28 protein-coding genes are annotated in these 26728 nt (G+C 63.2%); 15 read left to right on the top strand and 13 right to left on the bottom strand.

Annotation, left to right across the window (positions count from 1 at the left end):
* Positions 1-106: 106 nt before the first annotated feature.
* From tilS to cysS, 5 genes are all read right to left on the bottom strand, one after another.
* The gene (gene tilS / locus DNK89_RS16840; RefSeq protein ID WP_110961053.1) at positions 107-1057 is read right to left on the bottom strand and encodes a tRNA lysidine(34) synthetase TilS; all 951 of its coding nucleotides are present in this window, start codon (positions 1055-1057) and stop codon (positions 107-109) included.
* 176 nt (positions 1058-1233) lie between these two features.
* A complete protein-coding gene (locus DNK89_RS16835) occupies positions 1234-3087 on the bottom strand; it encodes a methyl-accepting chemotaxis protein (RefSeq protein WP_110961052.1) in 1854 nt (617 codons plus the stop codon).
* Positions 3088-3277: 190 nt separating this feature from the next.
* A complete protein-coding gene (locus DNK89_RS16830) occupies positions 3278-4255 on the bottom strand; it encodes an acetyl-CoA carboxylase carboxyltransferase subunit alpha (protein WP_110961051.1) in 978 nt (325 codons plus the stop codon).
* Between the two features lie 78 nt (positions 4256-4333).
* Complete coding sequence (locus tag DNK89_RS16825) at positions 4334-5008, bottom strand: DNA-3-methyladenine glycosylase (RefSeq protein WP_203422330.1); 675 nt, start codon at positions 5006-5008, stop codon at positions 4334-4336.
* Positions 5009-5055: 47 nt separating this feature from the next.
* Complete coding sequence (gene cysS / locus DNK89_RS16820) at positions 5056-6438, bottom strand: cysteine--tRNA ligase (RefSeq protein WP_110961050.1); 1383 nt, start codon at positions 6436-6438, stop codon at positions 5056-5058.
* Between the two features lie 219 nt (positions 6439-6657).
* Here cysS and DNK89_RS16815 point away from each other — a divergent pair, with 219 nt between their 5' ends.
* From DNK89_RS16815 to DNK89_RS16790, 6 genes are all read left to right on the top strand, one after another.
* Complete coding sequence (locus DNK89_RS16815; protein ID WP_110961049.1) at positions 6658-7746, top strand: tetratricopeptide repeat protein; 1089 nt, start codon at positions 6658-6660, stop codon at positions 7744-7746.
* 79 nt (positions 7747-7825) lie between these two features.
* Positions 7826-9124, top strand: coding sequence for a L,D-transpeptidase family protein (locus DNK89_RS16810; protein WP_203422327.1), 1299 nt, complete (start codon positions 7826-7828; stop codon positions 9122-9124).
* Positions 9121-9702 (top strand): peptidylprolyl isomerase, encoded by a 582-nt coding sequence (locus DNK89_RS16805; protein ID WP_060987110.1) that lies wholly within the window; start codon positions 9121-9123, stop codon positions 9700-9702. The genes DNK89_RS16810 and DNK89_RS16805 overlap by 4 nt, the downstream gene beginning before the upstream one ends.
* A 21-nt stretch (positions 9703-9723) precedes the next feature.
* On the top strand, positions 9724-10251 hold the full coding sequence (locus DNK89_RS16800) for a peptidylprolyl isomerase (RefSeq protein WP_110961047.1): 528 nt from the start codon (positions 9724-9726) through the stop codon (positions 10249-10251).
* Between the two features lie 36 nt (positions 10252-10287).
* A complete protein-coding gene (locus DNK89_RS16795; RefSeq protein ID WP_110961046.1) occupies positions 10288-11064 on the top strand; it encodes a UDP-2,3-diacylglucosamine diphosphatase in 777 nt (258 codons plus the stop codon).
* 46 nt (positions 11065-11110) lie between these two features.
* Positions 11111-11935, top strand: a complete 825-nt coding sequence (locus DNK89_RS16790) for a zinc-dependent peptidase (protein ID WP_110961045.1) — start codon at positions 11111-11113, stop codon at positions 11933-11935.
* 120 nt (positions 11936-12055) lie between these two features.
* On the opposite strand, the gene DNK89_RS16785 is transcribed toward DNK89_RS16790, so the two are convergent.
* Positions 12056-12289 (bottom strand): hypothetical protein, encoded by a 234-nt coding sequence (locus DNK89_RS16785; RefSeq protein ID WP_015014971.1) that lies wholly within the window; start codon positions 12287-12289, stop codon positions 12056-12058.
* A gap of 146 nt (positions 12290-12435) precedes the next feature.
* Entirely contained in the window at positions 12436-15102 is a 2667-nt protein-coding gene (gene mdeB / locus DNK89_RS16780) for an alpha-ketoglutarate dehydrogenase (RefSeq protein WP_110961044.1), read from the bottom strand.
* A 102-nt stretch (positions 15103-15204) separates the two neighbouring features.
* Here mdeB and DNK89_RS16775 point away from each other — a divergent pair, with 102 nt between their 5' ends.
* On the top strand, positions 15205-15672 hold the full coding sequence (locus DNK89_RS16775) for an Lrp/AsnC family transcriptional regulator (protein ID WP_099730725.1): 468 nt from the start codon (positions 15205-15207) through the stop codon (positions 15670-15672).
* A gap of 32 nt (positions 15673-15704) precedes the next feature.
* Here the strand turns inward: DNK89_RS16775 and DNK89_RS16770 are convergent, their stop codons facing one another.
* From DNK89_RS16770 to DNK89_RS16745, 6 genes are all read right to left on the bottom strand, one after another.
* Entirely contained in the window at positions 15705-16595 is an 891-nt protein-coding gene (locus tag DNK89_RS16770; protein ID WP_110961043.1) for a DUF3014 domain-containing protein, read from the bottom strand.
* Positions 16596-16756: 161 nt separating this feature from the next.
* A complete protein-coding gene (locus DNK89_RS16765) occupies positions 16757-17428 on the bottom strand; it encodes an alpha/beta hydrolase (protein ID WP_110961042.1) in 672 nt (223 codons plus the stop codon).
* Between the two features lie 58 nt (positions 17429-17486).
* Positions 17487-18317: a class III extradiol ring-cleavage dioxygenase gene (locus DNK89_RS16760; RefSeq protein WP_110961041.1), complete on the bottom strand. Its 831-nt coding sequence runs from the start codon at positions 18315-18317 to the stop codon at positions 17487-17489.
* Between the two features lie 160 nt (positions 18318-18477).
* Positions 18478-18891 (bottom strand): alternative ribosome rescue aminoacyl-tRNA hydrolase ArfB, encoded by a 414-nt coding sequence (gene arfB / locus DNK89_RS16755; RefSeq protein ID WP_110961040.1) that lies wholly within the window; start codon positions 18889-18891, stop codon positions 18478-18480.
* A 27-nt stretch (positions 18892-18918) separates the two neighbouring features.
* The gene (gene aroQ, locus DNK89_RS16750) at positions 18919-19392 is read right to left on the bottom strand and encodes a type II 3-dehydroquinate dehydratase (RefSeq protein WP_015014979.1); all 474 of its coding nucleotides are present in this window, start codon (positions 19390-19392) and stop codon (positions 18919-18921) included.
* 173 nt (positions 19393-19565) lie between these two features.
* On the bottom strand, positions 19566-19901 hold the full coding sequence (locus DNK89_RS16745) for a hypothetical protein (RefSeq protein WP_056640282.1): 336 nt from the start codon (positions 19899-19901) through the stop codon (positions 19566-19568).
* A 171-nt stretch (positions 19902-20072) separates the two neighbouring features.
* Between DNK89_RS16745 and DNK89_RS16740 the strand changes: the two genes are divergently transcribed.
* The 8 genes from DNK89_RS16740 (at position 20073) to DNK89_RS16715 (ending at position 26700) form a co-directional block, all read left to right on the top strand.
* The gene (locus DNK89_RS16740; RefSeq protein ID WP_110961039.1) at positions 20073-21932 is read left to right on the top strand and encodes a glutamine--tRNA ligase/YqeY domain fusion protein; all 1860 of its coding nucleotides are present in this window, start codon (positions 20073-20075) and stop codon (positions 21930-21932) included.
* Positions 21933-21998: 66 nt separating this feature from the next.
* Complete coding sequence (locus tag DNK89_RS24295; protein ID WP_153064293.1) at positions 21999-23012, top strand: P-loop ATPase, Sll1717 family; 1014 nt, start codon at positions 21999-22001, stop codon at positions 23010-23012.
* Positions 23013-23197: 185 nt separating this feature from the next.
* Positions 23198-24073, top strand: a complete 876-nt coding sequence (locus DNK89_RS24290; RefSeq protein ID WP_153064292.1) for a hypothetical protein — start codon at positions 23198-23200, stop codon at positions 24071-24073.
* Between the two features lie 211 nt (positions 24074-24284).
* The gene (locus DNK89_RS16735; protein WP_110961038.1) at positions 24285-25013 is read left to right on the top strand and encodes a phospholipase D family protein; all 729 of its coding nucleotides are present in this window, start codon (positions 24285-24287) and stop codon (positions 25011-25013) included.
* Positions 25014-25127: 114 nt separating this feature from the next.
* Positions 25128-25667, top strand: a complete 540-nt coding sequence (locus DNK89_RS16730; RefSeq protein ID WP_110961037.1) for a DUF924 family protein — start codon at positions 25128-25130, stop codon at positions 25665-25667.
* Positions 25668-25770: 103 nt separating this feature from the next.
* On the top strand, positions 25771-26079 hold the full coding sequence (locus DNK89_RS16725) for a nucleotidyltransferase family protein (protein WP_110961036.1): 309 nt from the start codon (positions 25771-25773) through the stop codon (positions 26077-26079).
* Positions 26069-26413 (top strand): DUF86 domain-containing protein, encoded by a 345-nt coding sequence (locus DNK89_RS16720; protein ID WP_110961035.1) that lies wholly within the window; start codon positions 26069-26071, stop codon positions 26411-26413. The genes DNK89_RS16725 and DNK89_RS16720 overlap by 11 nt, the downstream gene beginning before the upstream one ends.
* On the top strand, positions 26410-26700 hold the full coding sequence (locus DNK89_RS16715; RefSeq protein WP_110961034.1) for a hypothetical protein: 291 nt from the start codon (positions 26410-26412) through the stop codon (positions 26698-26700). Before DNK89_RS16720 ends, DNK89_RS16715 begins: the two co-directional genes overlap by 4 nt.
* Positions 26701-26728 lie beyond the last annotated feature (28 nt).

Raw genomic sequence — 26728 nt, 5'->3', positions numbered from 1 at the left:
TTCGTGCAAACCGCTAAGCGGTGAGTCTCCATAGGCTAGGGCGACACGCCCCAGAAGATAACGAACACCCGCAGCACAGTTGCCGCCCGGCCAAGTCAGACGCCGCCTAGGGTTTCAGCCAATCGAGCGTAGTGCCCGTGCGCACCACAAACCCATTCCCTACCTTAATACGGATCTGGTGGCCCCGCGTGGAGCAGGCGCTGATTTGATTCAGCAGCTCGCTCAGCTGTGCGGCCGTCGGGGTTGTCAGGTGGGTGTGGCGCAGCCAGTGGCGCAGCACGTTGGCCTGGCGGGCGCGACTGAGCATTTGCAGCGCCCTGATCTCCGGGGGCTGACCTGTCTGCAACAGGTCTTGCTCGGCCAGCTCTTGCAGCAGTTCTGCCGCCTGGGCGGCGTTGGCCGCTGACCGCGCGAAGGTCTCCCGAAAGGACGGAAAGGCGGCCTCCAGAACCGGAAGCAGCTGCGCCCTGATGCGATTGCGGGTGTAGCGCTCGTCTCGGTTGGTGGGGTCTTCCACCCACGCTTGGCCCTGCGCCTTCAACCACTGGCGCACGTCCGACGCGGCCACCTGCAGCAAAGGACGATGCCAGACCAGCCCTCCCCGCTCCCATTGGGCCGGCATGGCGGCAAGGCCCGCGACGCCCGCTCCCCGCGACAGGGCCAGCAACAGGGTTTCGACCTGGTCATCGGCGTGCTGTGCGATTGCTATGGATTGAATAGCACCCAAGACATGTTCTTGTAGCGCTACAGCCGTCAAAGCCTGGTATCTGGCTTGCCGGGCAGCATCCTCCGGGCTCTGACCGGGCGCTGGGCGCGCATCCAGCCTCTGCACGCGCAAAGGCACACCCAGCTGGCCGCACAAGGCCACGCAATGCTGCTCAAATCCGTCGGCAGCCGCCTGCAGCCCATGGTGTACGTGGATGGCCAACACCTGCCCGGGCCAGCGGCACGCACAGGCCAGCAACAACGCAGTCGAGTCCGCTCCGCCGCTCAACGCCACCGCCAGAGGCAATGCGGGCGCGAACGCTTGCAGTGCAACGTCCATGGATTGGGTCATGGCGCCTGGCTTCCTGGCGTTGAAGGCCTGGCGCTCGGACCAGCAGCCATTGGAGTCAACTCACGGCTACAAGCATCTGGACAGGGGCAACAGTTCATGGGCGCCGATTATCACGGGGCCCCGCTCTCCGGCAGCTAGGTGCATTGGGGGCGCCGCGACGCCCCGCCCCTAACAACTCAACCGCCCGGCGGGGACAGCCGTGGCGCAGCGTGGGCGGAGTCGGTAGTGGACAGACGGAAGGTCGCCACCACCTCCGACAGCCGCACCGACTGATCCTTCAGACTCTGCGCCGCTGCAGCGCTCTCTTCCACCAGCGCCGCGTTCTGCTGGGTCATCTGGTCGAGTTGGGCCACAGCCTGCCCCACCTCATTGATGCTGGTGCTCTGCTCGTTGGTGGACGCGGTGATCTCGGCCATGATGTCCGTCACGCGCTGCACCGAAGTCACGATGTCGGTCATCGTGGTGCCTGCGTCGTGCACCAGCCGCGAGCCGTTCTCCACCTGCTCGACGGACGTATTGATCAAGGTCTTGATCTCGCGGGCCGCTTCGGCGCTGCGCTGGGCCAGGCTGCGCACCTCGCCCGCCACCACCGCAAAGCCCCGGCCCTGCTCGCCCGCGCGCGCGGCCTCCACCGCTGCGTTCAGCGCGAGGATGTTGGTCTGAAACGCAATGCCGTCGATCACGCCGATGATGTCGTTGATCTTGCGCGAGGCCGCATTGATCTGGTCCATGGTGGTCACCACATTGCCCACCACCTGACCGCCGTGCTGCGCGACGCTGGAGGCCTGGGCGACTAGCTGGTTGGCCTGGCGTGCAGAGTCTGCGTTGTGCCGCACCGTTTCGGTCAGCTGCTGCATGGAGGCCGATGTCTGCTGCAAGCTGGATGCCGTGAGTTCAGTGCGCCCGCTCAGATCGTGATTGCCAGTGGCGATCTCTTCGGCGGCCACACGCACCGAACTGCTGGCGTCCCGGATCTGCGCCAGCACGCCCGAGAGCTTGCCGGCAAAACTGTTGAAGCTGCCGGCGATCTGGGCCAGTTCATCCTCGCCGTGCGCGTCAATGCGGCGTGACAGATCGCCGTCGCCCGCGCCAATTTCGTGCATGGCATCGCGCACCAGCGTGAGCTGGCGCAGGCGCCGGGTGAGCACCACCCCCAGCAGCGCCACGGCCACGACCAGCACCAGCACACTGGAGATCAGCGATGTGGCCAACATGGCGCGGATCGGAGCCATGGCTTCGCCCTCGTCCAGGGCCACGACCAGCATCCAGGACGTGCCGGCGATCGGCACCACACTCAGCAGGCGACTGCGCCCGGCGATGTCGGTCGGCAGCAGTCCTTTGTTCTTGGCAACAGCCAGCAGCGGCTCGATCGCGAGGTCTTTGGAGAGTTCAGTGATGGGCTTGAGCGTGAGACCCTGGTCTTTGTGGGCAATGATCTTGCCGTCCGCAGACACCAGAAAGGCAAAGCTCTGCGGCGTGGGCTGGATGGACGCGACATTGGCCACGACCGATTCCATGTAGACGTCCCCAGCAGCCACCCCCTTGAGTGCGGAGCCCGCACCCACCGGCGTCGCAAAGGTCACCACCAGTTTCTGGTCGGAGGCCGAGATGTAGGGCGGCGTGACCACGGACGTGCCAGCCTGGGCAGCCTGCTTGTACCAGGGGCGCGCAGTGGGGTCGTAGTCGGCGGGGAGGTTGCGGGCTTCGGAGAAAACGTACTTTTTGTCTGCGTAGCCAAAGTACGCCGTGCTGAACTTGCCCGCATCACGCAGCATGGCCAGGGACTTGGCGGGCTCTGGCTCTTCAAACGCGGCGATGGAGGCCGCGATGATGCCCGCCTTCGCGCGGGTCCACTCTTCGATGGCCTCCGCATGGCTCTTGGCGGTGGCCTGCCCCTCCTCTGCCAACGCTACCCGCGCTTGTGCGCGGGCGGAGAAATAGTTGACCAGCGTAAGCACCAGCAAGGCGGCCACCATACAGGCGGCAGATACCACCAGGATCTGGCCCTTGAGCGTCTTCAGAAGCGACATGGAGCACCCCTTCAACCGCCCGCGCAGGCGGTGTTCGAAGATGTTACATCCGGTAGCAGTCTGCGCTCCAGAGGGGAAACAGGCGCCACGTGAACGATTCAGCGCCAAAAACAACAACGACCCCGAAGGGTCGTTGAAAGCGCACCGGACTGGTGCAAAAGCCACCGGCCAGCGCCGGGTTCAAGGCGGCTCAGCGGGCGTCTGCCTTGGTGTCGCTGAACCGGCCATAGCTCTGCAGGCGCTCGTAGCGGCGGTCCAGCAGGTCCTTGGTCTTGAGGTCGGCCACCTGGCGGAAGGCATCGCCCAGCGCGCGCTTGAGGAAGGCCGCCATCTGCTTGTGGTCACGGTGGGCGCCGCCCACAGGCTCGCTCACGATCTTGTCCACCAGGCCCAGGGCCTTGAGGCGGTGGGCGGTGATACCCAGGGCGTCGGCAGCCTCCTGCGCCTTCTCACTGGTCTTCCAGAGGATGGACGCGCAGCCTTCGGGGCTGATGACCGAGTAGATGGCGTACTGCAGCATCACGACCTGGTCGGCCACGCTGATCGCCAGGGCGCCGCCGGAGCCGCCTTCGCCGATGATGGTGGTGATGATGGGCACTTCCAGCTGCGCCATCTCGAAGATGTTGCGGCCAATGGCCTCGGACTGGCCGCGTTCCTCGGCATCAATACCGGGGTAGGCGCCGGGCGTGTCCACAAAGGTGAACACGGGCAGCTTGAACTTCTCGGCCGTCTTCATCAGGCGCAGGGCCTTGCGATAGCCCTCTGGCTTGCTCATGCCAAAGTTGCGCATGGCGCGCTCCTTCGTGTCGCGTCCCTTCTGATGGCCCAGCACCATGCAGGCGTGGCCGTTGAAGCGCGCGAGGCCGCCCACGATGGACAGGTCGTCCGCGTAGTGGCGGTCGCCGTGCAGCTCGACGAAGTCGGTGAAGATGTCGCGCAGGTAGTCGAGCGTGTAGGGGCGCTCGGGGTGGCGGGCGATCTTGGTGATCTGCCAGGGCGACAGTTCGCTGTAGATGTCTTTGGTGAGCTGCTGGCTCTTCTTGCTCAGCTGGTCGATCTCTTCCGAGATATCGACGGCACTCTCGGTCTGCACGTAGCGCAGTTCTTCAATTTTGGACTCCAGCTCGGCGATGGGCTGCTCGAAATCCAGAAAGGTCTTTTTCGCCAACGTTTTTCTCCTTGGGGATCGCACCCGGCGGGGTTGCCACGAATGGCACGCACTGTAACCGGCGTGCCTGCAGTGGTGTCAATAGGTTACAGGCAGGGGGTCCAGAGACCGCCAAATATACCAAGTCGCGACGCTGCACCAGGGCTCCCAGGCCTCGGCCACCTCGCGGGCGTCGCTGCGGCTCACCGGGTCGCCAGAGAAGTAATTCTGGCTGATCCCGCTGATCAACCCCGGGTCGTCCAGGGGCAAAACATTGGGCCGCATCAAATAGAAGATCAAAAACATCTCGGCCGTCCAGCGGCCAATGCCCCGGATGGCCACCAACTCGGCAATGATGGCCTCGTCGTCCATGGCGGCCCAGTCCTTGACGTGCAGCTTGCCACCCTCAAAGTGCATGGCCAGGTCCACCAGGTAGTCCACCTTGCGGGCCGACAGGCCTGCGGCCCGCATGTCATCGATCTTGAGCTTGAGCACGCTGGCGGGCTTCAGGCCGCGCGGCAGCAGCGCCACAAAACGCTCCCACACGGCCTGCGCTGAAGCCACGGACACCTGCTGGCCCACGATGGAACGCGCCAGGGTGATGAAGGGGTCGCCCTTGGTTTGCAGCGCGGCGTCGCCAAACTGCGGGATCAGGCGCTTCATCACCCGGTCTTTTTTCACCAGGTGCTTACAGGCCTCGGCCCAGTAGTCGGGCGTGGCCAGCACCAGTGGCGGCGCCGCGGCGTCGCTTGCTATCTTTTTAGAAGCTGCCACCGCTTATTCCACCTGCACCACTGGCATATTTGGCTTCAAGACCATGCTCATTGGGCGGCTTCCCAGGTGGTACCGGCGGCAGAGTCCTTGAGCACGATGCCCTGGGCCAGCAAGTGGTTGCGGATGCGGTCGGCCTCGGCAAAGTTCTTGGCCGCCTTGGCTGCGGCCCGGGCGGCAATCTGCGCCTGAATCTCGGCCTCATCCACTCCCGCCGCACCGGACTGAAGAAACGCTTGCGGGTCGCCCTGCAAAATACCCAGGCAACCACCCAACGCCTTCAGCAGCCCGGCCAGCTCGGCAGAACGGGTCTTGTTGACTTCGCTCGCCAGGTCAAACAGCACGGCCACCGCCTCGGGCGTGCCAAAGTCCTCGTCCATCGCGGCCTTGAAGCGGGTGGCGTAGGGGCTGGTCCAGTCGATGGACGCCACCTGCGCCGGGGTCACCAGGCTGAGGGCCGTGTACAGACGCTTGAGCGCCTGGCGTGCGTCGTCCAGGTGGGCATCGCTGTAGTTCAGCGCGCTGCGGTAGTGGGCCCGCACGATGAAAAAGCGCACCGTCTCGGCGTCATACGTCTTGAGCACGTCGCGGATGGTGAAGAAGTTGCCCAGGCTCTTGGACATCTTCTCGTTGTCCACCCGCACAAAGCCGTTGTGCACCCAGAATTTGGCCAGCGGCTTGCCCGTGGCGCCTTCGCTCTGGGCGATTTCGTTCTCGTGGTGGGGGAATTGCAGATCCGCGCCGCCACCGTGGATGTCGAAGGTTTCGCCCAGCGTGGCGCCGCACATGGCCGAGCACTCGATATGCCAGCCGGGTCGGCCCGAGCCAAAGCTGCTGTCCCATTTGGCCTCGGGGGGTTCCTCGGGCTTGGAGGCTTTCCACAGCACGAAGTCGAGCGGGTCTTCCTTGCCGTCCAGCACTGCTACGCGCTCGCCGGCGCGCAGCTCGTCCAGCGACTTGCCCGAGAGCTTGCCGTAGCCCTCGAACTTGCGCACCGAGTAGTTCACATCCCCGTTGGTCGCGCGGTAGGCCAGCCCCTTGCCTTCGAGCTGGCCGATCAGCGAGAGCATCTGCGGCACGTACTCGGTGGCACGCGGCTCCACCGAGGGTGGCTCGATGCCCAGCAGGCCGATGTCCTGGTGCATGGCGGCAATCATCTCGTCAGTGAGCTGGCGGATGGTGATGCCACGCTCCAGCGCACGCTTGATGATCTTGTCGTCGATGTCGGTGATGTTGCGCACGTAGGTCACGCGCAGGCCGCTGGCCTTGAGCCAGCGCTGCACGACGTCGAACGCCATCATCATCCGGGCGTGGCCGATATGGCACAGGTCATAAATGGTCATGCCGCACACATACATGCGCACATGGCCAGGTTCGAGCGGGGAAAAGTCCTCCAATGCACGCGACAGCGTGTTGTAGATGCGCAAACTCATGGGATTTCAGTAACGGGAGACTTGATGGGGGTGGGTGAGCGCCTGAGACTCACCCGGCAGCAGCGGAACTCAGCCCTTGAAAGGGGGTGGCCCGGCAAGGGGCGTCCAGCAAAATCACCAGCGGCAACAGCGTACCGTCATGACAACCCCCTCAGCTACAATCCGCCGCAGTATAAGCCCCCGCCCGGGCTGGCTGCCGCCCAACTCCTTTGTACCCCCATGAAGCAAGTCCGACGCACACTCCCACGCCTCCTGCGCCTTCTGGCACTGACCGCCCTGATGGGCACGGGCGTGGTCCACGCGGACGACTATGCCGACATCACCCAGCTGCTCAAGGCAGGCAAGGCGTCCGAGGCGCTGGCCAAGGCCGACCAGCGCCTGGCTGCCAACCCGCGTGACCCCCAACTGCGCTTCTTGCGCGGCGTGGCCCAGACGGACTCGGGCAAGCAGGCCGACGCCATCGCCACCTTCACCAAGCTCACCGAAGAGTACCCAGAGCTGCCCGAGCCCTACAACAACCTGGCCGTGCTGTACGCCAACCAGAACCAGCTGGACAAGGCCCGCACGGCGCTGGAAATGGCGATCCGCACCAACCCCAGCTACGCCACCGCGCAGGAAAACCTGGGCGACATCTACGCCAAGCTCGCCAGCCAGGCCTACAACAAGGCGCTGCAGCTGGATGCCAACAACGCCAACTCCGTCAAACCCAAGCTGGCGCTGATCCGCGAGCTGTTCTCCAACGAACCCGGCAGCAAGGCCGGCCGCCCTGCCGCCGCAGCACCAGCGCCCGCCGTGGTGGTGACCCAGCGTCCCGCAGCAGCGCCTGCGCCCACGCCAGCCCCGGCCCCTGCAGCGGCTGCACCAGCGCCGACCACCCCGGCTCCAGCGCCTGCGGCAGCTCCCGCGCCAGCGGCCAGCCCCGCGGCGGCGCCCGCGCCGGCCCCTGCCGCAGCAGCTGCGGCTGACGCGTCCACCCAGGCGGTGACCGCCGCCGTTCAGGCCTGGGCAGCAGCCTGGGCCGCCAAGGACATGAAGGCTTATCTGGGCGCCTACGACAAGTCGTTCGACCCGCCAGGCCGCCAGGGCCGTGCTGCCTGGGAAAAGGAGCGCGAGGCGCGCATCGTCGGCAAGTCCAAGATCAGCGTGAAGCTGTCCGACATCAACGTGTCGGTGCAAGGCGACAAAGCCACCGCCCGCTTCCGCCAGGCCTACAGCGCTGATTCGCTGAACGTCAGCAGCCGCAAGACCTTGGACCTGGTCTACAACAACGGTCGCTGGACCATCGTCCGCGAATCCACGGGCGGTTGACCATGCTCCCCGAGGCGGCGCCTGCGCCTTCCGCGCGGGCTTTTTTTTTGCCCCAGCGCACAGCTGATTGATGTTTCGCATGTTCGTGCCCCTGACCTCCCCGGGCCGCCGGGCCGCATCGGCGATGCTGTTGCTGCTGGGCACCTCGCTGGCCACGCCCGCCCTGCCGCAAGGCGCCAAGGCACGGCGTGCGGCCGCTGCGCACGCAGCATCCACCAAGCCCCCTGTCGCCCCCGCGCCGGCAGAGCTGCGCGACGGCCAGGCGGAGGCACGCCTCATGGCGGTCTACAAACTGGTCGCCGAAGGGCGCGGACGGGAAGCCCTGGCCCAGGCAGAAAGCCTGGCGCGCGACTACCCCAACTTCCAGCTGGCCCAGCTGGCGGTGGGCGACCTACTGATGTCGCGCACGCGCCCGCTGCAGCACCTGGGAGATGTGGCCCCCGAGCCGGACTCGGCCCGCAGCATCCAGGCAGCAGCGGCGCTGGCCGAGCTGCGCACCGAATCGCGCCAGCGCGTGGATGCGCAACGCAGCCGCCCCCCCGCCAACGCCATCCCCGCGCAGTTCCTGGAGCTGTCGCCCCGCTCGCGCCACGCCATTGCGGTGGACACCTCGCGCTCGCGGCTGTACCTCTTTGAAAACACCGCGCAGGGCCTGCGGCTGGTGGCCGACTATTACGCCTCCGTGGGCAAGCTCGGTATTGAAAAAGAGGTGGAAGGTGACCAGCGCACGCCGCTGGGGGTTTACTTCATCACCAGCCGCCTGGACCCGGCCAAGCTCAAGGACTTCTACGGCGCGGGCGCCCTGCCCATCAACTACCCCAACCCCCTGGACCAGAGCCGGGGCAAGACCGGCAGCGGCATCTGGCTGCATGGCACGCCGCCCGACCAGTTCTCGCGCGCACCCCTGGCCACCGACGGCTGCCTGGTGCTGGCCAACCCCGACCTCGAACGCATCCTGCGCACGGTGGAGCCCCGCTCCACCCCCGTGGTCATTGCGCGGCAGCTGCAATGGGTACAACCCCACAGCGTGGCCGCCGACCGCAAATCGTTCGACGCGGTGCTCAATGCCTGGCGCACTGCCAAGACGGAAGGGGACATGAAGCGCCTGCTGGGCTTTTATGCGCCCGACTTCCAGAGCTACCGCAAGAAGCCTCTGGAAGAATGGACCCAGGTGCTGCAGGCCGAGGCCCGCGCCCTCAAGGGACGGGAACTCCAGCTCAAGGACAAGTCTTACCTGCGGTGGACAGACTCGGCCGACACCATGGTGGTAACGTTCGGCGAAGTCGCTGAAGGCGCACGCACGGGACCGGTCAAGCGCCAGTACTGGACGCGCCGCGGCCAGCAATGGCAGATCTTTTTCGAAGGAGTGATTGGATGATTTCCAGAAGAAATTCGACGGTAGCGCTGGCAAGTATTGCCCTGGCTGCTATGTTTACAGTAGCACCCGCCCAGGCGCAAGACGCTCCCAAGGTCAAGCTGGCCACGTCGATGGGTGACATCGTGGTGCAGCTCGATGCGGCCAAGGCTCCCAAGACGGTCGAGAACTTTCTGGCCTATGTGAACAGCAAGCACTACGACGGCACGATCTTCCACCGTGTGATCGACGGCTTCATGATCCAGGGCGGCGGCTTCACCCCCGACATGCAGCAAAAGCCCACCAAGGCACCCATTCCGCTCGAAGCCAAGAACGGCCTCAAGAACGACACCTACACCATCGCCATGGCGCGCACCGGTGATCCCAACTCGGCCACTTCGCAGTTCTTCATCAACGTGAAGGACAACGCCATGCTCAACGCCCCCAGCCCCGACGGCCACGGCTATGCCGTGTTCGGCAAGGTGGTCGAAGGCACCGCCGTGGTGGACAAGATCAAGGCTGTGGCCACCGGCAACAAGGGCCCGCACCAGAACGTGCCCAACACCCCTATCACCATCAACTCCGCCACCGTGGTGAAGTAATTTTTTGAAGAAAGCACTGCAATGAGCAATCCACAAGTTGAACTCCACGTGACCATCAACGTGGCCGAGACCGCTACCCAGGGCGTGATCACCCTGGAACTGGAGGCCGAGAAAGCCCCCAAGTCCACCGCCAACTTCCTGAGCTATGTGAACAGCGGTTTCTACAACGGCACCGTGTTCCACCGCGTGATCAAGAACTTCATGATCCAGGGCGGCGGCATGACGGCCGACATGAAGCAAAAGGAAACCCAGGCCCCCATCGAGAACGAAGCCAAGAACGGCCTGAAGAACGACAAGTACACCGTGGCCATGGCCCGCACTGGCGACCCCCACAGCGCTACCGCGCAGTTCTTCATCAACACGGTGGACAACGCCTTCCTGAACCACAGCTCGCCCACCGCACAAGGCTGGGGCTACGCCGTGTTCGGCAAGGTCGTGAAGGGCCAGGACGTGGTGGACGCCATCAAGGCCGTGCGCACCACCCGCAAGGGCTTCCATGACGACGTGCCTTTTGACGCCGTCGTGATCGACAAGGCCGTGGCCCTTTAATTCCACCGCCTGACCCGGGCCTTGACTGCCGCCCCGTTGACGACCGTGCCCCCGTTCGAGGAGCTTGTTGCTCCACCGTACTGGCGCACGGTCGATTTCATTTCGGACCTGCACCTGCAGGCCAGCGAGCCCGCCACCGTGGCCGCATTCCAGCACTATCTGGAAAGCACCCCGGCAGACGCCCTCTTCATCCTGGGCGACCTGTTCGAGGTGTGGGTGGGCGACGATGCCCTGCGCCAGCCCGGCAGCTTCGAGGCCCAGGGTTGCACGCTCCTGCGGGCTGCGACGCAGCGCCTGCCGGTGTACTTCATGCACGGCAACCGCGATTTTCTGGCAGGCCCTGACTTCCAGGCTGCGTGCGGCATCACTGGCCTGGCAGATCCCACGGTCCTGACCTTTGGCGGCCAGCGGTATGTGCTGAGCCACGGCGACCTGCTGTGCCTGGACGATGTGGACTACCAGCGCTTTCGCCTGCAGGCGCGCAGCGCCGCCTGGCAGCAGCAGTTTCTGACCCAACCCCTGGCCACGCGCCGCGCACAGGCGCGCGGCATCCGCCGGGAGAGCGAGGCCAAAAAACAATCCGGCGCCAGCTATGCCGATGTGGACGGCCCCGCCGCCGTCGCCTGGCTGCAGGCCGCTGGCGCACGCACCCTCATCCACGGCCACACCCACCGGCCAGCCCGCCATGTGCTTGCCCCGGGGCTGCAACGTGTGGTGCTGAGCGACTGGGATGCTGCGGCATTGCCCCCCCGTCTGGAAACACTGCGTTTGTCCAGCGCGGGCTTGGAACGGCTGTCCCTGGCCCCCAAGTAACAGCGGTCATGAACTGAGCGGGCCCACCTCCCGCAGCCCGATCGCCATGCCCCCCTTGCTCAACCGCCTCTGGCGCCGCGTGCGCGCCACCGTGGCCCCGGTGCCGGACATCTCGGCCACGCTGTGGCTGCAGACCGTGCAGCGCTACCCATTTCTGGCCGCGCTGTCGCTGCACGACCAGGCCAAACTGCGCGTGCTGAGCGCCCTCTTTTTGCACCACAAGGAATTCCACGGTGCCCATGGCCTCGTGGTAACCGACGCCATGGCCATCGACATTGCCGCGCAGGCCTGCCTGCCCCTGCTGCACTGGGGCGACCCCGCCAAGGCACTCGACTGGTACGACGATTTTGTGGGCATCGTGCTGCACCCCGGCGAAGCCGTGGCCCGCCGCCAGACGATGGACGAGGCAGGCGTGGTGCACGAGCACACCCAGGTGCTGCTGGGCGAGGCTATGGAGCGCGGCCCCATCATGCTCAGCTGGCAGCATGTGAGCAACGCCACCGAGAACACGGCGCGCGGCCACAACGTGGTGGTGCACGAGTTCGTGCACAAGCTCGACATGAAAAACGGCCAACCCAACGGCTGCCCGCCCTTACCCGCAGGCTTCATGGGCGCACGCACCGGCCGTGCGGCGTATGAAGCGTGGTGGGCAGCCTGGGAGCCCGCCTACGAACAGTTTCGCGAGCGTGTGATCATGGCCGAGCGCTTTGGCGCCGAACGGCCCTGGCTGGACGCGTACGGCGCCACCTCGCAGTCCGAATTCTTTGCCGTGGCCTGCGAGGCGTACTTTGTGAACCGCGAACGGTTTGCCCAGGAATTTCCGGGGTTGATGCCGGTGCTGGATGCGTTCTTCCAGCGCCCCGTGGGCTGAGCGTGGCCGCACGCATGGGAGCCCACGCTCTTCATAGACTGATTGGAGTCGCAGCGCCTGCCGCCGCCGGTATATGCCAGCGCAGTCACTCAGACTGCAGCCGTGCTCCAGGGCGCCACCTCAAGCGCCCAGAGCGCTTTCCACCGCCTGCTTGGCTTCTTCCAGACTGCTGAAAAATTGGGTGGGCTGCGGCATGGCCTTGGGCAGATGGGCGGGTGGCGGCCACAGGCGGTCGTCTGTCCAGGCGGCGGTCCACCCGCCAATGTCTTTGCGCTTGATGGAGCAAAGTGCTTGCCCGTCCACGTTGGCTATCCAGGTGGTCGGCGGGTTATGGTCCCAGATGACATGTGCCATGGCGCCCTCTCACGGTTGCTGAACCATTGTAGGAAGCCTGGGCGAAATTGGGCAATGGCGCTCACCCCACCCCCGCGGCCATCCGGCGACAGATCGGAAGACAAAGCAAAACGACTGCAGGCGCTCATGCAGCGCCCGGCCCGTCATCAGCCAGCAGCCAGCGCGCGCCGCGCGGCCTGGGCCACGCTCGCAGCATCCACCCCAAAAAACTGCCTCAGCGCAGCCCGCGTGTCACTGCGGCCAAAGCCGTCGGTGCCCAAGGTGATGTACTTGCGGCCGTCGGGGATGAACGCGCGCACCGTCTCGGGCACGGCACGTACGTAGTCGGTGGCGGCGATCACCGGTCCACGGGTTGAGGCCAGTTGCTGGGTCAGCCATGCGGGAGCAGGCTGGGCATCGCCCGCCAGCCAGCGCTGCTCGCAGGCCACACCATCGCGGGCCAACTCGCTCCAGCTGGTAACGCTGAGCACGGTCACGTCCACACCCTCGCTGGCGAGTTGTTCTGCAGCCTTGACCACCTCGGTCAGGATGGCGCCAGAGCCCATCAGGGTGACGCTTTGGGACGAAATCGCGCTGTCGCGCTGGTGCATATTGCCTGAGTAGCTCCTGAAAACATAGCAACCACGCAGCACACCCTCTGCCGCATCGGCAGGCAGGTCGGGCTGGGCGTAGTTCTCGTTCATCAGCGTGACGTAGTAGAAAAAGTCGCGCTGCTCGGTCACCATCTCGCGCATGCCGGCGTCGATGATGACGGCCATCTCGCCCGCATAGGCCGGGTCATAGGCCTTGCAGTTGGGGATCGTGGCCGCGACCAGATGGCTGCTGCCGTCCTGGTGCTGCAGGCCCTCACCGCCCAGCGTGGTGCGACCCGAGGTGGCGCCCAGCAAAAAGCCGCGCGCACGCTGGTCGGCCGCAGCCCAGATGGCATCGCCCACGCGCTGAAAGCCGAACATCGAGTAGTAGATGTAGAACGGCAGCATGGCCAGGCCGTGCACGCTGTAGCTCGTCGCCGCCGCCGTCCAGCTGGCGATGGCGCCCGCTTCGCTGATGCCTTCTTCGAGGATCTGGCCGTCCAGCGCCTCGCGGTAGCTCAGCACCGAACCAATGTCTTCGGGCGCATACCGCTGGCCCACGCTGCTGTAGATGCCCACCTGCTTGAACAGGTTGGCCATGCCAAAGGTGCGCGCCTCATCGGCCACGATGGGCACGATGCGGGGGCCGAGCTGGGCGTCCTTCAGCAGCGTGCCCAGCATGCGCACAAAGGCCATGGTGGTGCTCATCTCCTTGCCATCGGCCTGCAGCGCAAATTGTGCGTAGCTTTCGATGGCGGGCACAGGCAGCGCCTCGCAGGTCGTGTCGCGGCGGGGCAGATAGCCGCCCAGGGCTTGGCGGTGGCTGCGCAGGTAACGCATCTCGGCGCTTTCCTCGGCGGGCTTGTAGAAAGCGAGGCTCGTCGCCTGCTCGTCACTCAAGGGCAGGTTGAAGCGGTTGCGGAATTCGATGAGGTCGGTCTCGTCCAGCTTCTTCTGGCTGTGCGTGGTCATCTTGCCCTGGCCGGCCGCGCCCATGCCATAGCCCTTCTTGGTGTGGGCCAGGATCACGGTGGGCTGGCCCTTGTGGGCGCTAGCTGCAGCATAGGCGGCGTGGATCTTGACGAGGTCGTGCCCGCCGCGCTTCAGGCGGTCGATCTGTTCGTCCGTCATGCCCTGCGCCAGGGCCGCCAGCTCCGGGTTCTGGCCGAAGAAGTTGTCGCGGTTGAAGCGGCCGTCCTTGGCGGCAAAGGTCTGCATCTGCCCATCGACCGTGCCTTCGAGCGTACGCACCAGCGCGCCGGTCAGGTCGCGGGCAAACAAGCCGTCCCAGTCGCTGCCCCAGACCAGCTTGACCACGTCCCAGCCTGCGCCCGCAAAAAGGCGCTCCAGCTCGTCGATGATGCGGCCGTTGCCGCGCACCGGGCCGTCCAGGCGCTGCAGGTTGCAGTTGACGACCCAGACCAGGTTATCGAGGCCCTCGCGCGCAGCGAGCGTGAGCGCACTCATCGACTCAGGCTCGTCCATCTCGCCATCACCGAACACGCCCCACACCTTGCGGCCCTCGCAGTTGAGCAGGTTCCGGTGCGTGAGGTAGCGCATGAAGCGCGCGTGGTAAATGCTGCTGATGGGGCCGATGCCCATGGAGCCGGTGGGGAACTGCCAGAAATCCGGCATCAGCCAGGGGTGCGGATAGCTCGACAGCCCCTGCGCGCCTGCGCCCGGCGCTGTCAGCTCCTGGCGATAGTGCTGCAGGTCCAGCTCGGACAGGCGCCCTTCTAGAAAAGCCCGCGCATACACACCCGGCGCGCTGTGTGGCTGGAAGAACACCAGATCCCCACGGTGCTGTCCATCGCCCAGCCCCTCGCGGGCGCGGAAGAAGTGGTTGAAGCCACTCTCAAACAGATCCGCCGCGCTGGCGTAGCTGGCGATGTGGCCGCCCAGCTCGCCATACGCCTGGTTGGCCCGCACCACCATGGCCAGCGCGTTCCAGCGCACGATGGAGGCCACGCGCTCCTCGATGGCCAGGTCGCCGGGGAACACGGGCTGGTCCTGCACCGCCACGGTGTTCACGTACGGCGTGTTCAGGTCGGGCTGCCAGCCAATGCGCTGCGCGCGTGCCACCCGCACCAGCTCTTGCAGCATGTGCCGCGCGCGCTCGGGGCCTTCGGTGGCGACGAGCGCCAGGAAGGCATCGCGCCACTCGGCGGTTTCTTCGGGGTCGGCGTCCAGCGGGGCGCCGGGGGCTTGTTGCAACAGGGCGTGGGGTGTGAGGGCGTTCATGGCAGCCACTGTAGCGAGGCTGGCTCCAAATGAGTTGCCGTTTTGCCTTTCGCGCCATGCTGTCATAGCACTTTATGCCGTCAAAGCCGTAAACTGCAGCACATGAAACTGGACACCCTAGATTTGCGCATCCTGGCCGAGTTGCAGGCCGATGGATCTTTGTCCAACGTGGAACTGGCGCGGCGCGTGCACCTGTCGCCCTCGCCCTGCCTGGCGCGGGTGAAGGCACTGGAGGCAGCAGGCGTCATCAGTCGCTATGTGGCGCTGGCCAATGCGGCGGCGCTGGGGCTGGGCCTGAATGTGTTCATCAGCATCAGCCTCAAAGCGCAAAGCAAGGAAGCCCTGGCCGACTTTGAACGCCGCATTGCCGAGCACGATGAGGTGATGGAGTGCTACCTGATGAGCGGAGACAGCGACTACCTGATCCGCGTGGCGCTTGCCGACATCGGGGCGCTGGAGCGGTTCATTCTGGAGCAGCTGTCGCCCATTCCAGGCGTGGAGAAGATCCGGTCGAGCTTTGCACTCAAGCAGGTGCGCTACAAGACCGCCCTGCCCTTGCCCAGCGCCTGAGCGCACAAACTGCTGCAAGCAACGCAGCCCTCCTATTTGCGCGCCACGTCACTCGTCGCCACCCGCTTGCGCAGCTCGCGGATCAGCGCCTTGGCACGTGCCTCATTGGCTGGGCCCATGCGCAGCAGGATCTTCTGGCCGCTGGGCAGCGCCTCCAGCGCGGGGTCCACAAACTCGTAGCGCACCCAGGGGCGCAGGTTGGGCACGTCGGTATTCACGGGCGTGAGCTTGACCTGCAACGGGCCTGCGGGCTCGGGCGCCTGCAGCAGTTGGTCCAGCACCGCCACCAGGCGGTCGTTGAAGTAGCGCCGGGGGTAACCCAGCTCTTCATACGCTTGCTGAAACAGCGGGTACAGCCGCGCGTACAGCGCCACGGCGGGCTCCATCGGTACCGCTTCGGCAAACGCCAAGAAGGCGCTGTAGCGTGCGACATTGGCCGCGGCGACGGTGGTGGGCGCGTCGCCAGTGCCATCCACCACAAACCGCTGCAGCGTAGGTTGCACCGGCCACATGCGCGATGGCGCGTGGGCGCGGCCGAGGTTGTCCACCGTGGCCACCACACGGCGAACAAAACCGTCGGTCTGCAGAAACATCGCCAGCTTGTCGCGGCCCAGCAGCTCGGCCAACAGCTCTGTCACCCTGGCGTCGGACTCAGCCAGCGCAGGCAAGGCTGCGTCGGGCGGTGCCAGCGCATCCACCGGGTTCTGCGGCCCCGACGCCTCGGGGGCGGGCGGGGGTGCTGCCGGTGCCTCAGGGGCTACAACCACAGGGGGTGGCGCTACCGCTGGCTCTACCGGCCGCAGCCAGAACCACCAGGCAGCGCCAGCCGCTACTACGCATGCGAAGGTGACCAGCACGATCCACAGGGCGGGAGAAGTGCGCTCTGGCGCGGGGCGAAATTCTGCGGTGTCTTGATCGGGCATGGGCTCTCCTTCAACACAGGAACAACCCCTGTCCGAGCCTCCATGGCGCCAGGCGTTCCCTCTCAGCCCCACATGGGGCGTGCACGATTGGACAGCCGCACACCCAGGCCCCGGTAACGCGATGTAGCCCGCCCCGGGGCCGGCCCGGGAGAATGCCCTGCTTAAAACGCCGTCGGTGTGGTGGACAGCGACTCCAGCCATGCCACAGTGGCGGCCAACTCAGAGGGGCGAATCTCGTGTGCGCTGGGGAACTCGCGGTACGTCACCGTCACCGGCAGTGGCGCCATGTGGTGGGCGATGGCCTGGGCGTTGGCCAGCGGGATCACGTTGTCGTGGGTACCGTGGCTCAGCCACAGTTGCTTGCCGCGCAGCGCATCGGCAGGTGCGGTGAGCGGCACCACCTGCGGCAGCAGGCGGCTGTGCCACACCAGGCCTGCATGCATCAACGCGGGCCGGGTGAGCAACAGCGACAGCGCCATGATGCCGCCCTGGCTGAAGCCGCCCACCACCACCCGCTCGGGCGGAATGCCCAGCTGCTCGGCGGCAGACTCGACCGCCTGGGCGACCAGGGCGCGGCTTTGTGCCTCTTGCTCTTCGTTGATGGTGCGCTCGCCATTGGGCTCGATGGAGAAATCAAACCACGCGTGCGAGCCCGGCCCCATACGAAACGGCGCCCGCAGGCTCAACACATGGAACCGGTCCGGGATCTGCGGGGCCAGGCTGAACAGATCCTGCTCGTTGCTGCCCACGCCATGCATCAGCACCAGCAGCCAGGGCCGTGGCGTGGTGGCGGCAGCGGGGCGCTGCAAAAAGGAGAGCGGCAAGGTAAGCATAGATGTGCGCCTCGAACGGTTTAGGGCCAAAAACGGGTGGAGTGCGAGAAGTTCCGTGTCAGTGCACCGGCTCCAGCGCAAAAGCGTCCATCGACAGCATGCTGTACATCACCTCTCGGCTCAAGTAGTTTGCGTGCAGGTCGTCGCCCGCCGCACCCAGCGCAAAGAAGATCGGCAGAAAGTGGTCTTCGGTCGGATGCGCGCGGTGGGCATGGGGGGCCTGGCTGCGGTAGTTGAGCAGCGCGGCCATGTCCCCACGGGCCAGAGCATCCTCGATCCAGCGGCTGAACTCCAGCACATAGGGCGCAGGTTCGCGCTCTCCGCCAAAAAACTCGGCCAGGTTGTGCGTCATGCTGCCCGACCCCACCACCAGCACGCCCTGGCTGCGCAGGCTGCGCAAGGCAGCGCCCAGCGCATACACATCGGCCGGGCCAGCGCCCCCGGGCAAAGCTACCTGCACCACAGGCACGTCGGCCTGCGGGAACAAATGCATCAGCGGCACCCAGGCGCCATGGTCAAAGGGGCGTGCGGCGTCACCTTGGGCGGCCACGCCAGCGGCCTGCAGCAGGCCCAGCACCTCCTGCGCCAGCGCGGGTGAGCCGGGGGCCGGGTATTGCAGCTGGTACAGCGCAGGGGGGAACCCGCCAAAGTCGTGCCAGGTGGCGGGCTGCGGCCCGGTCATCACCTGCGCCGACCGCGCCATCCAGTGCGGCGACATGACCACCACGCCCCGCAAGCCAGGGTACTGCGACTTCAGGCTCTGGCCCCATTGCGTGAGCGCCGGACCGGTCGTGCCCGCATCCAGCGCAAACAAGGGCGCGCCGTGCGACACAAACAGGGCGGGAATGGCAGCAGAAACTGGAACGGGGGCTTGGGCAGAGGCAGACATGACAACTCCAACAAGGGATGCCATGAATGTAGGACTGATAGCCTGCGATACCAAGCCCTGCAGGGCAGACAGATTGTTCTACGGGTGATGCCAATCAACCATTGACAGGCCGATGGCGCACGGTGGGCAACACCTGCACATCCCTCCTGACGCGCAAGCCTCAGGACCCGTCGCGCACCCGGCCCCGCAGCGCCTTGGTCTCGCCCCGCTGCGTCTTGCTTTGCAGGCGCCGCTGTTGCGAGCCATAGGTGGGTTTGGTGGCCCTGCGCACGCGGGGCGGCACGGCCACGCTGTTGACCAACGCGTTCAGGCGCTCCAGGGCGTCGGCGCGGTTCAACTCCTGGCTGCGGTATTGCTGGGCCTTGATGACCACCACACCGTCTTGGGTGATGCGGGTGTCGCGCAGGGCCAGCAGGCGCTCCTTCACGCCCTCGGGCAGCGACGATGCCGCCACGTCAAACCGCAGGTGGACCGCGCTCGATACCTTGTTGACGTTTTGCCCGCCCGCGCCCTGGGCGCGCATGGCTGTGATTTCGACCTCGTCCTCAGAAATTTGCAGGGGCAGCGGGGCCATGGTGGTGAGATCCCCCGCGCCCGGTCATCAGGCCGCTGGCTGCTGGGCCAGCAACTGCGCCAGCCCGTCAATCGCCAGGCCATAGCCCAGCACGCCAAATCCACACATCACCGCCTTGGCGGCGGCCGCCATGTACGAATGGTGGCGGTAGGCCTCGCGCGCGTGCACGTTGCTGATGTGCAGCTCGATCAGGGTGATGCCCGTGCCCTTGATGGCGTCGTGCAGGGCAATGCTGGTGTGGGTGTAGGCCCCGGCGTTGATGACCACGCCTGCCAGCTCGCCCGCTGCATGCAGGCGCCCAGCCTCATGAATCCAGTCCACCAAGGCCCCTTCGTGGTTGCTTTGGTGAAAACGCAGCGCAAAACCGTGGCGATTGCAGGCGTCAGTGCAGAGCTTTTCCACATCGGCCAGGGTGGCGGCGCCGTACACGGCGGGCTCGCGGGTGCCCAGCAGGTTCAGGTTGGGGCCATTGAGGACAAAAACGGTTTTATTGGCAGTCACAGACAAGTCTCCGGGGCGATGCGCCTGCCACGCTGGCAGGCCAGAGTGCGGGATTATGAGGCGCCAAGAAAAAAGCGGCCCCGAAGGACCGCTGTAAAAGGCAGCCTGTGCAACGCTGCCTGTGAGCGACTCGCGCCCAAGAGGTTGGTGACAGACCAGCCGCTGGGGGCTAGTCAACGGTCCCAGTGGCGACCGTGGCCGTGCCCGTGGTGGCGATGGCCATAGCCATAACCGCCGTAAACCACCGCTGGGGGTGGTGTGTAGTACACCGGGGGAGCGCTGTAATACACGGGGCGTGGAGGGGGAGCGTAATACACCGGTGGGGGCGGTGCCACGTACACCGGGGCGGGGGCGTAGTAGCCATTGCTGGCCCCCACCACCACGCCGGGCACGCCAATGCCCACGGACCAATTGACATCGCGGGCCTGGGCGGAGCCAGCACCAGCCAACAGGGCCAGTGCCACACCCGCCACAGCGGCCGCAGTAGAAACAGAACGGGTTTTCGTCATGGAAATCTCCTAGTGAATGAGGGCGGCCCACCAAAAGGACACACCTCACCGGTACACAACGCACCAAGTGCCTAAAAGGATGGCACAAAACCGTCTTTACGTTGTGTCTGAACGTACACGCGCTTGTTTTAATGCGTAAACCGTCACGAAACCGCCGCCTAAAATGGCTGGATGAGCACCCCCTCCCCCGCCAATACCGCCGCCACTGCCACTTCTGCGGCCGCTGAAACCGTCAAGCCCAGCAACTTTTTGCGCCAGATCATCGAACACGACCTGGAAAAAGGCACCTACGCCACCCGCCGCTGGGCCGGCACCCCCGGCGACGCCGCCCACCACGCCCAGGGTGAACCCGACCCCGCCAAAATTCGCACCCGCTTCCCGCCCGAACCCAACGGCTACCTGCACGTGGGCCACGCCAAGAGCATCTGTATCAACTTTGGCCTGGCGCGTGACTACGGCGGCGTGTGCCACCTGCGCTTTGACGACACCAACCCCGAAAAAGAAGACACCGAATACGTCAACAGCATCATCGACGCCGTGAAATGGCTCGGTTTTGACTGGACACAGATCGGCCAGGCCCCCGGCAGCGCCGCCCCCTACCAAGCCAGCGACTACTTCGATTTCATGTACCGCGCGGCCGAATACCTGATCGAAGCCGGCCACGCCTACGTGGACGAGCAAACCGCCGAACAAATGCGAGTGAACCGGGGCGACTTCAGCAAGCCCGGCGTGGACAGCCCCTTCCGCAGCCGCACCCCGGCTGAGAACCTGCGCATCTTCCGCGAGATGCGCGACGGCAAGCACGAAGACGGCTCCATGGTGCTGCGCGCCAAGATCGACATGGCCAGCCCCAACATCAACATGCGCGACCCGGCCATCTACCGCATCCGCCGCGCCACGCACCACAACACGGGCGACACCTGGTGCATCTACCCCATGTACACCTACGCGCACCCCATTGAAGACGCGCTGGAGCAGATCACCCACAGCCTGTGCACGCTGGAGTTTGAAGACCAGCGCCCCTTCTACGACTGGCTGCTGGAGCGCCTGACCGAAGGCGGCCTGCTGGCCAGCCCGCCCCCCCGCCAGTACGAATTTGCGCGCCTGAACCTCACCTACGTCATCACCAGCAAGCGCAAGCTTGCCCAACTGGTGTACGACCACAAGGTCAACGGCTGGGACGACCCCCGCATGCCCACCATCGTGGGCCTGCGCCGCCGTGGCTACACGCCCGCCGCCATCCAGACCTTTGCAGAACGCATCGGTGTGACCAAGTCCGACAGCTGGATCGACTACAGCACGCTAGAAGGCTGCCTGCGCGAAGACCTGGAACTGAAAGCCCACCGCGGCATGGCCGTGCTCAACCCTGTCAAGCTGGTGCTGACCAACTGGGACGACGTGATGGGCGCCGGCCACCTGGAGCCCTGCAGCCTGCCCGCACTGCCCCACCAGAACCACGAAGCGACACAAGGCGTCGCGGAAGGGGTGGAAATCCCCGTGCGCCACTTCACCATCGGCAAGGAAGTCTGGATCGAGCGCGAAGACTTTGAAGAAGTGCCCCCCAAGGGCTACAAGCGCCTCTTCCCCGGCAACAAGGTGCGCCTGAAGGGCGGCTACGTCATTGAATGCACCGGCTGCACCAAGGACGCCGACGGCAACATCACCGAAGTGCTGGCCACCGTGGTGCCCGACACCAAGAGCGGCACCCCCGGCGCCGACAGCGTCAAGGTGAAAGCCGCCATCACCTGGGTAGGCGTGGCCGACGGCGTGAACGCCGAAGTGCGCATGTACGACCGCCTGTTCCTGGACGCCCACCCCGACGCGGGCGGCAAGGACTTCATCGAAAGCCTGAACCCGAACAGCCTGAAGGTGGTGACCGCCATCGTGGAGCCATCATTGGCCAATGCCAAGCCGGACGACAAGTTTCAGTTTGAGCGGCACGGGTATTTTGTGGCGGACCGGATTGATCACAAAGCGGAGAAGCCGGTGTTTAACTTGGCGGTGGGGTTGAAGGATAGTTGGGGTAAATAGCAAAAAAGTGCGAGCAGCAGGGGAAGACGAATAACTAGAGGGAGATCTATTTTGAGAGAGTTCGCGGTGGACCCAATCGGTGACGGACGTGCTGAACACGATCAGCACATGCTTGATCATGCATTTTACGAGTGGAGCGACTACAAAGCCCTACTTTCTGATTCGACCCGATACGTTGTTGTAGGGCGCCGCGGCACCGGAAAAAGCGCACTCGTCTATCGTTTGGGCCAGCATTGGCGCAACGAGAGAAAATTCTGCATCGAAATTGCACCTAACGAAGAAGAGCTAATCGGATTTCGATCTATAGCCGCATTATTTGGGCAGACGGTTGCAATGATTCGCGCAGGCGTCAAGAATCTTTGGAAATACGCTCTCGCACTTCAATTCGTGGATTCTCTCTCGCGATATTACAAAACATCCGAAAGCATAAAACAATCTTCATTATTGCGTGATCATTTAAAAAAATGGCAAAGCCATCCAGGCGGTCCATTCTCAAAGCTACGGAGAGCGCATTATGATTGGCTCAAGTCCCTAGATTCCCCAGAGACGCGTATTGGTGAGATTGCAGACCGACTTGAGCTATCTTCAATTCTCAAGGAGCTAATACATATTCTTCGACAGAATGCCAAATCCGGAGTGATTTTGGTAGATCGCCTCGATGAAGGATGGCACCCAGACACGGTCGGCATCGGCGTGGTGGACGGACTTGTGTACGGCACTGGAGAATTCCGGGAGGCTCTCTCAGAAAATATTACTTCTCTAGTATTTTTACGGGATAATATTTTTCGATCCATCCAGACATATGACAACGATTTCTCCAGAAACATCGAACCCAAAGTACTTAGACTCCATTGGGATCCACAGGAATTAATGTACATGGCGACTGCGCGATTGCGGGTTGCGTTAAGCGTCGACAAAGAAAGCGAAGTAAAAACATGGAATAGCTGCACTGCTAATGAACTACATGGAATCAGCGGATTTAGGCGCTGCCTTCGGCACACCCTTTATCGCCCAAGAGATGTTATTGCACTACTCAACTCCGCCTTCTATCAGGCCCAAAGGCAAAACGCTCTACGCTGATCGAAGCAGACATAGACATTGCAGCAAAATCCATTTCCAAATCGCGCCTTGACGATCTTGAAAAGGAATACAACTCAGTATTCCCAGGACTTCAAAAAATTATTAGCCGCTTTGATTCATCAAATCTAAGAATTACAGGAAAAGAGGTCCAAAATTACTTCCACGCGGCATTAAAAACCGATGATTTGAGCAATGAAGAGCGACAGCACCTCACAATACTATCGCAAGATCTTGGTGGAGTTTTTGCACTTTACAGCATCGGTTTTTTGGGCGTTAGAAACGACCTGAGCAGAACATTTGTTTTTTGCCACGATGGCAGACAACCATCAAAAACAATAACCCAAGATTCAGAGCTAATCATACATCCATGCTATTGGTCTGCACTTGGAAAAAATGATATTGGCGATGACGAAAATTTCGCAGAAGAAATATTCGACGAGTATGAAGTAACCATATATTCAGCCGATGCAGATCAGCGCTCACAAATACTCGGCCGAACAATTTCCGCGTTGAACACAATTCCACTAGGCACTGATGGAGCAACTCGTTTTGAAGAATGGTGTAGAGATGCAATAAATTTCTGCTTCTCCACGCAAATCAGCAACGTGGAATTACACCCCAATCGCAACGCTTCGCAGAGACGCGACGTCGTCGGCACAAATTTGGGAACTAGTTCAGTATGGCGCCGAATTGTTGAAGACTATAAATCTCGGCAAATTATATTCGAAGTCAAAAATTACGAATCTTTGTCAATAAATGAATTTCGGCAAGTTCACGGCTACCTGGGCAGGGAGTATGGAAAACTTGCATTCATCATATGTCGCTCGAAAAATATTGAGCTAGATCACACTGAAAGTTCGGCATTCAGGGAATTCTATAGAAGCGAATCAGGCCACATGATCGTTAAATTGACTGCTAATTGGTTAAATGCAGCACTGAGCAAACTAAGAAGCCCTCAGAAACACGATTTTGCCGACATGCAACTATCAAAACTACTGGATGAATACATTAGGGTATATGCCAATGAACAGCTAGTTCGAAAGAACAGTAGAAAGAGATAAGTAGCTAGCTGTTGCTTATTGGCGTCCAATACATTGGGGTCTAGCCTAAATATCAGCTTCCGTCCGTACACGAGATGGGTCAGGTCTTGCCTTTTGACTAGCTCATTCATGAGGACAGCAGGGTCAGGTCTTGCCTTTTGCCTTCGTTGATTATTGGTTTAGCCACAATCAACAAACCATGAGCGCTCTTTTTCAAAGGAGATAAACATCAATGGCAAAGTTTCTTTCGACAACCGGCACCAACTACCACCTTGAGGAACTCATCAAGAGTGCGTCAGATCGCCTGATTCTGATCAGCCCCTTCCTCAAGCTGAACGATCGGATGAAGGAACTGCTGGCCGATAAAAACCGTCTGAAAATCGATGTACGCATCGTCTACGGGAAAAGTGAGTTGCAGCCACAAGAGATCGAATGGCTGCGCGGTCTGACCTACATTCGCACCAGCTTCTGCAAGAACTTGCATGCCAAGTGCTACATGAATGAGGAGATGTGCATCATCACCAGCCTGAATCTGTACGAATTCAGCCAGGTGAACAACAACGAGATGGGCATCTTGATTCATCGCAGCGACGACGGGCAGCTCTATAAAGACGCTTATGAAGAGGCGCAGCGCATCATTCGTATCAGCGACGAGGTGCGCATTTCTCTGGAGCGCGTCGCCTGCAGCGATCCAGAACCTGCGGCAACGCCCGCTTCGGAAGCCTCTGGCACCGACAGCGAAACATCCAGTGGCGACAAGCTGCCATCGTCCAAGTTGGCTCAGAAGTTCGGACTTAAAACGGCACAACTGCTGGACCGGGCCACCGACCTGGGCTATCTCTCGCAGCAAGGGGACAAACACGCGCTCACTGCCAAGGGTGAGCAGGCTGGTGTGGAGTTTGTCGCTAAGTCCCGCTTTGGCCCTTACTTTCTGTGGCCGCAGGATTTGGCCTTGAACTGACCCGCGGCGACACGGGGTCACATCTTGGGACAAACGCGTCAAGCGGCGAACACGGGCAGCTCGTTTGGAGCCCACCGGCAAACCTCAGCATTAGGCGGCGGATATCCTTGTGCGATGCAGCCTGAAAACGTCCTCCACTTCTGGTTCACTGAACTCACTCCCCAGCAGCACTTCGTCAAAGACGCTGCCCTCGACGAATCCATCCGCACCCGCTTCGGCCCCTCGCTGGAGGCCGCAGCCCGCTGCGAACTGTTTCGCTGGCGCGCAACGCCCGAGGGCCGGCTGGCAGAAATCCTGGTGCTGGACCAGTTCTCGCGCAATGTGTACCGCGACACCGCCCGCGCCTTTGCGCAAGACGCGCTGGCCCTGGCCCTGGCGCAAGAGCTGGTGGCCAGCGGGCAAGACCGCAGCCTGCCCACGGCACAGCGCGTGTTTGCCTACATGCCGTACATGCACAGCGAATCTGCCGTGATTCATGAACAAGCGCTTGACCTGTTTGCGCAGCCGGGCATGGAAAACAACCTGGACTTTGAGCGCCGGCACAAGGCCATCATCGACCGCTTTGGGCGCTACCCGCACCGGAACGCGCTGCTGGGCCGCACATCCACGGCCGAAGAGCTGGCGTTTTTGAGCGAACCGGGGTCATCGTTTTAGGCATCGCACTAATTCGCTATATTCTTCATAGCACTTCCCGCTTATCAAACAAGCGCTACAGGCCAATATGGTGGTCAATGAGGTGCTCGATTAAACTGCGCCCATGCATCCCGCCATCGCCCAATACCGCACCGGCATTGCCGCTATCTGCCAGCGCTACGGCATTCGGCGGCTGGAGGTGTTTGGCTCGGCGGCACGGGCCAGTGACTTTGACCCCGCCCACAGCGACGCCGACTTTCTGGTGGAGTTTGCTCCGGGTGTTGAACCCGGGCTCCACTCCATTTTTGGAGCCAAAGCCGATCTGGAAGCCCTGCTCGGCCGGGGCGTGGACCTGGTGGAACCCGGCGCTGTGCGCAACCCGTACGTGCTAGCCAACATCAACCGCCACCGCGAGGCTGTGTATGCAGCGTGACCCGCGCGCCTTTTTGTGGGATGTGCGCGAGGCGGCTGCCGCCATTGAGTCTTTTACCAAGGGCATGGATGCAGCAGCCTATGGCTCCAACGCCATGGCCCAGGCGGCGGTAGAGCGCAAGTTTGAAATCATTGGCGAAGCACTCAACCAACTGTCCAAGCTGGATGCGGCCATGGCCGCCCGCATTCCTGACCTGGCGCAGATCGTGGCGTTTCGCAACCAGCTCATCCACGGCTACGCCACGGTGAACGTGGGTACCGTGTGGAACATCACCCAAACGGCGCTGCCCGCCTTGCTGCGCGCGGTACAGACTCTGCTGGACGAGCAGGATTGAAACACCCCACCTTCGCCCACATACCGCCAGGCCCGCTGGCAGGGCCATTGCAGCTATTGCCCATCAACGCCGCCGTGGTGTCCGTGCACACAGCCGATGGCGCGCATGTAGGCTCGCTCAAGCTGGTCGGCGGGGTCTGGAAGTTCAAGGCCATGGGCTACGACGCCGCAGGCCGCATGGAGCCGGGCCATGGGCCGCTGACGGAGCAGCACAACATGGCGTTCGCGGCGCTGGATGAGGCCGAGGTGAGTGCCCGGCTGCTGGGCGCGTTGGGAAGCGCTGGGTAACGAGCGCCAAGAAAGCACCAGAAAAATA

Origin of the sequence: Acidovorax sp. ST3 (assembly GCF_003231145.1) — a bacterium.
Lineage (GTDB): Bacteria > Pseudomonadota > Gammaproteobacteria > Burkholderiales > Burkholderiaceae_C > Acidovorax.
Note: the sequence above shows the minus strand (reverse complement) of the source record. Positions and strands in the feature narration are given on the sequence as shown.

Coding starts and splice junctions, on each gene's coding strand:
- tilS (WP_110961053.1), bottom strand. CDS start 1,057: ATGACCCAATCCATGGACGTTGCACTGCAAGCGTTCGCGCCCGCATTG.
- DNK89_RS16760 (WP_110961041.1), bottom strand. CDS start 18,317: ATGTCTGCCTCTGCCCAAGCCCCCGTTCCAGTTTCTGCTGCCATTCCC.
- DNK89_RS16720 (WP_110961035.1), top strand. CDS start 26,069: ATGCAGCGTGACCCGCGCGCCTTTTTGTGGGATGTGCGCGAGGCGGCT.
- DNK89_RS16790 (WP_110961045.1), top strand. CDS start 11,111: ATGCCCCCCTTGCTCAACCGCCTCTGGCGCCGCGTGCGCGCCACCGTG.
- arfB (WP_110961040.1), bottom strand. CDS start 18,891: ATGGCCCCGCTGCCCCTGCAAATTTCTGAGGACGAGGTCGAAATCACA.
- DNK89_RS16735 (WP_110961038.1), top strand. CDS start 24,285: ATGGCAAAGTTTCTTTCGACAACCGGCACCAACTACCACCTTGAGGAA.
- DNK89_RS16765 (WP_110961042.1), bottom strand. CDS start 17,428: ATGCTTACCTTGCCGCTCTCCTTTTTGCAGCGCCCCGCTGCCGCCACC.
- DNK89_RS16810 (WP_203422327.1), top strand. CDS start 7,826: ATGTTCGTGCCCCTGACCTCCCCGGGCCGCCGGGCCGCATCGGCGATG.
- DNK89_RS16835 (WP_110961052.1), bottom strand. CDS start 3,087: ATGTCGCTTCTGAAGACGCTCAAGGGCCAGATCCTGGTGGTATCTGCC.
- DNK89_RS16815 (WP_110961049.1), top strand. CDS start 6,658: ATGAAGCAAGTCCGACGCACACTCCCACGCCTCCTGCGCCTTCTGGCA.
- cysS (WP_110961050.1), bottom strand. CDS start 6,438: ATGAGTTTGCGCATCTACAACACGCTGTCGCGTGCATTGGAGGACTTT.
- mdeB (WP_110961044.1), bottom strand. CDS start 15,102: ATGAACGCCCTCACACCCCACGCCCTGTTGCAACAAGCCCCCGGCGCC.
- DNK89_RS16800 (WP_110961047.1), top strand. CDS start 9,724: ATGAGCAATCCACAAGTTGAACTCCACGTGACCATCAACGTGGCCGAG.
- DNK89_RS16730 (WP_110961037.1), top strand. CDS start 25,128: ATGCAGCCTGAAAACGTCCTCCACTTCTGGTTCACTGAACTCACTCCC.
- DNK89_RS16725 (WP_110961036.1), top strand. CDS start 25,771: ATGCATCCCGCCATCGCCCAATACCGCACCGGCATTGCCGCTATCTGC.
- DNK89_RS16745 (WP_056640282.1), bottom strand. CDS start 19,901: ATGACGAAAACCCGTTCTGTTTCTACTGCGGCCGCTGTGGCGGGTGTG.
- DNK89_RS16775 (WP_099730725.1), top strand. CDS start 15,205: ATGAAACTGGACACCCTAGATTTGCGCATCCTGGCCGAGTTGCAGGCC.
- DNK89_RS16740 (WP_110961039.1), top strand. CDS start 20,073: ATGAGCACCCCCTCCCCCGCCAATACCGCCGCCACTGCCACTTCTGCG.
- DNK89_RS16805 (WP_060987110.1), top strand. CDS start 9,121: ATGATTTCCAGAAGAAATTCGACGGTAGCGCTGGCAAGTATTGCCCTG.
- DNK89_RS16770 (WP_110961043.1), bottom strand. CDS start 16,595: ATGCCCGATCAAGACACCGCAGAATTTCGCCCCGCGCCAGAGCGCACT.
- DNK89_RS16785 (WP_015014971.1), bottom strand. CDS start 12,289: ATGGCACATGTCATCTGGGACCATAACCCGCCGACCACCTGGATAGCC.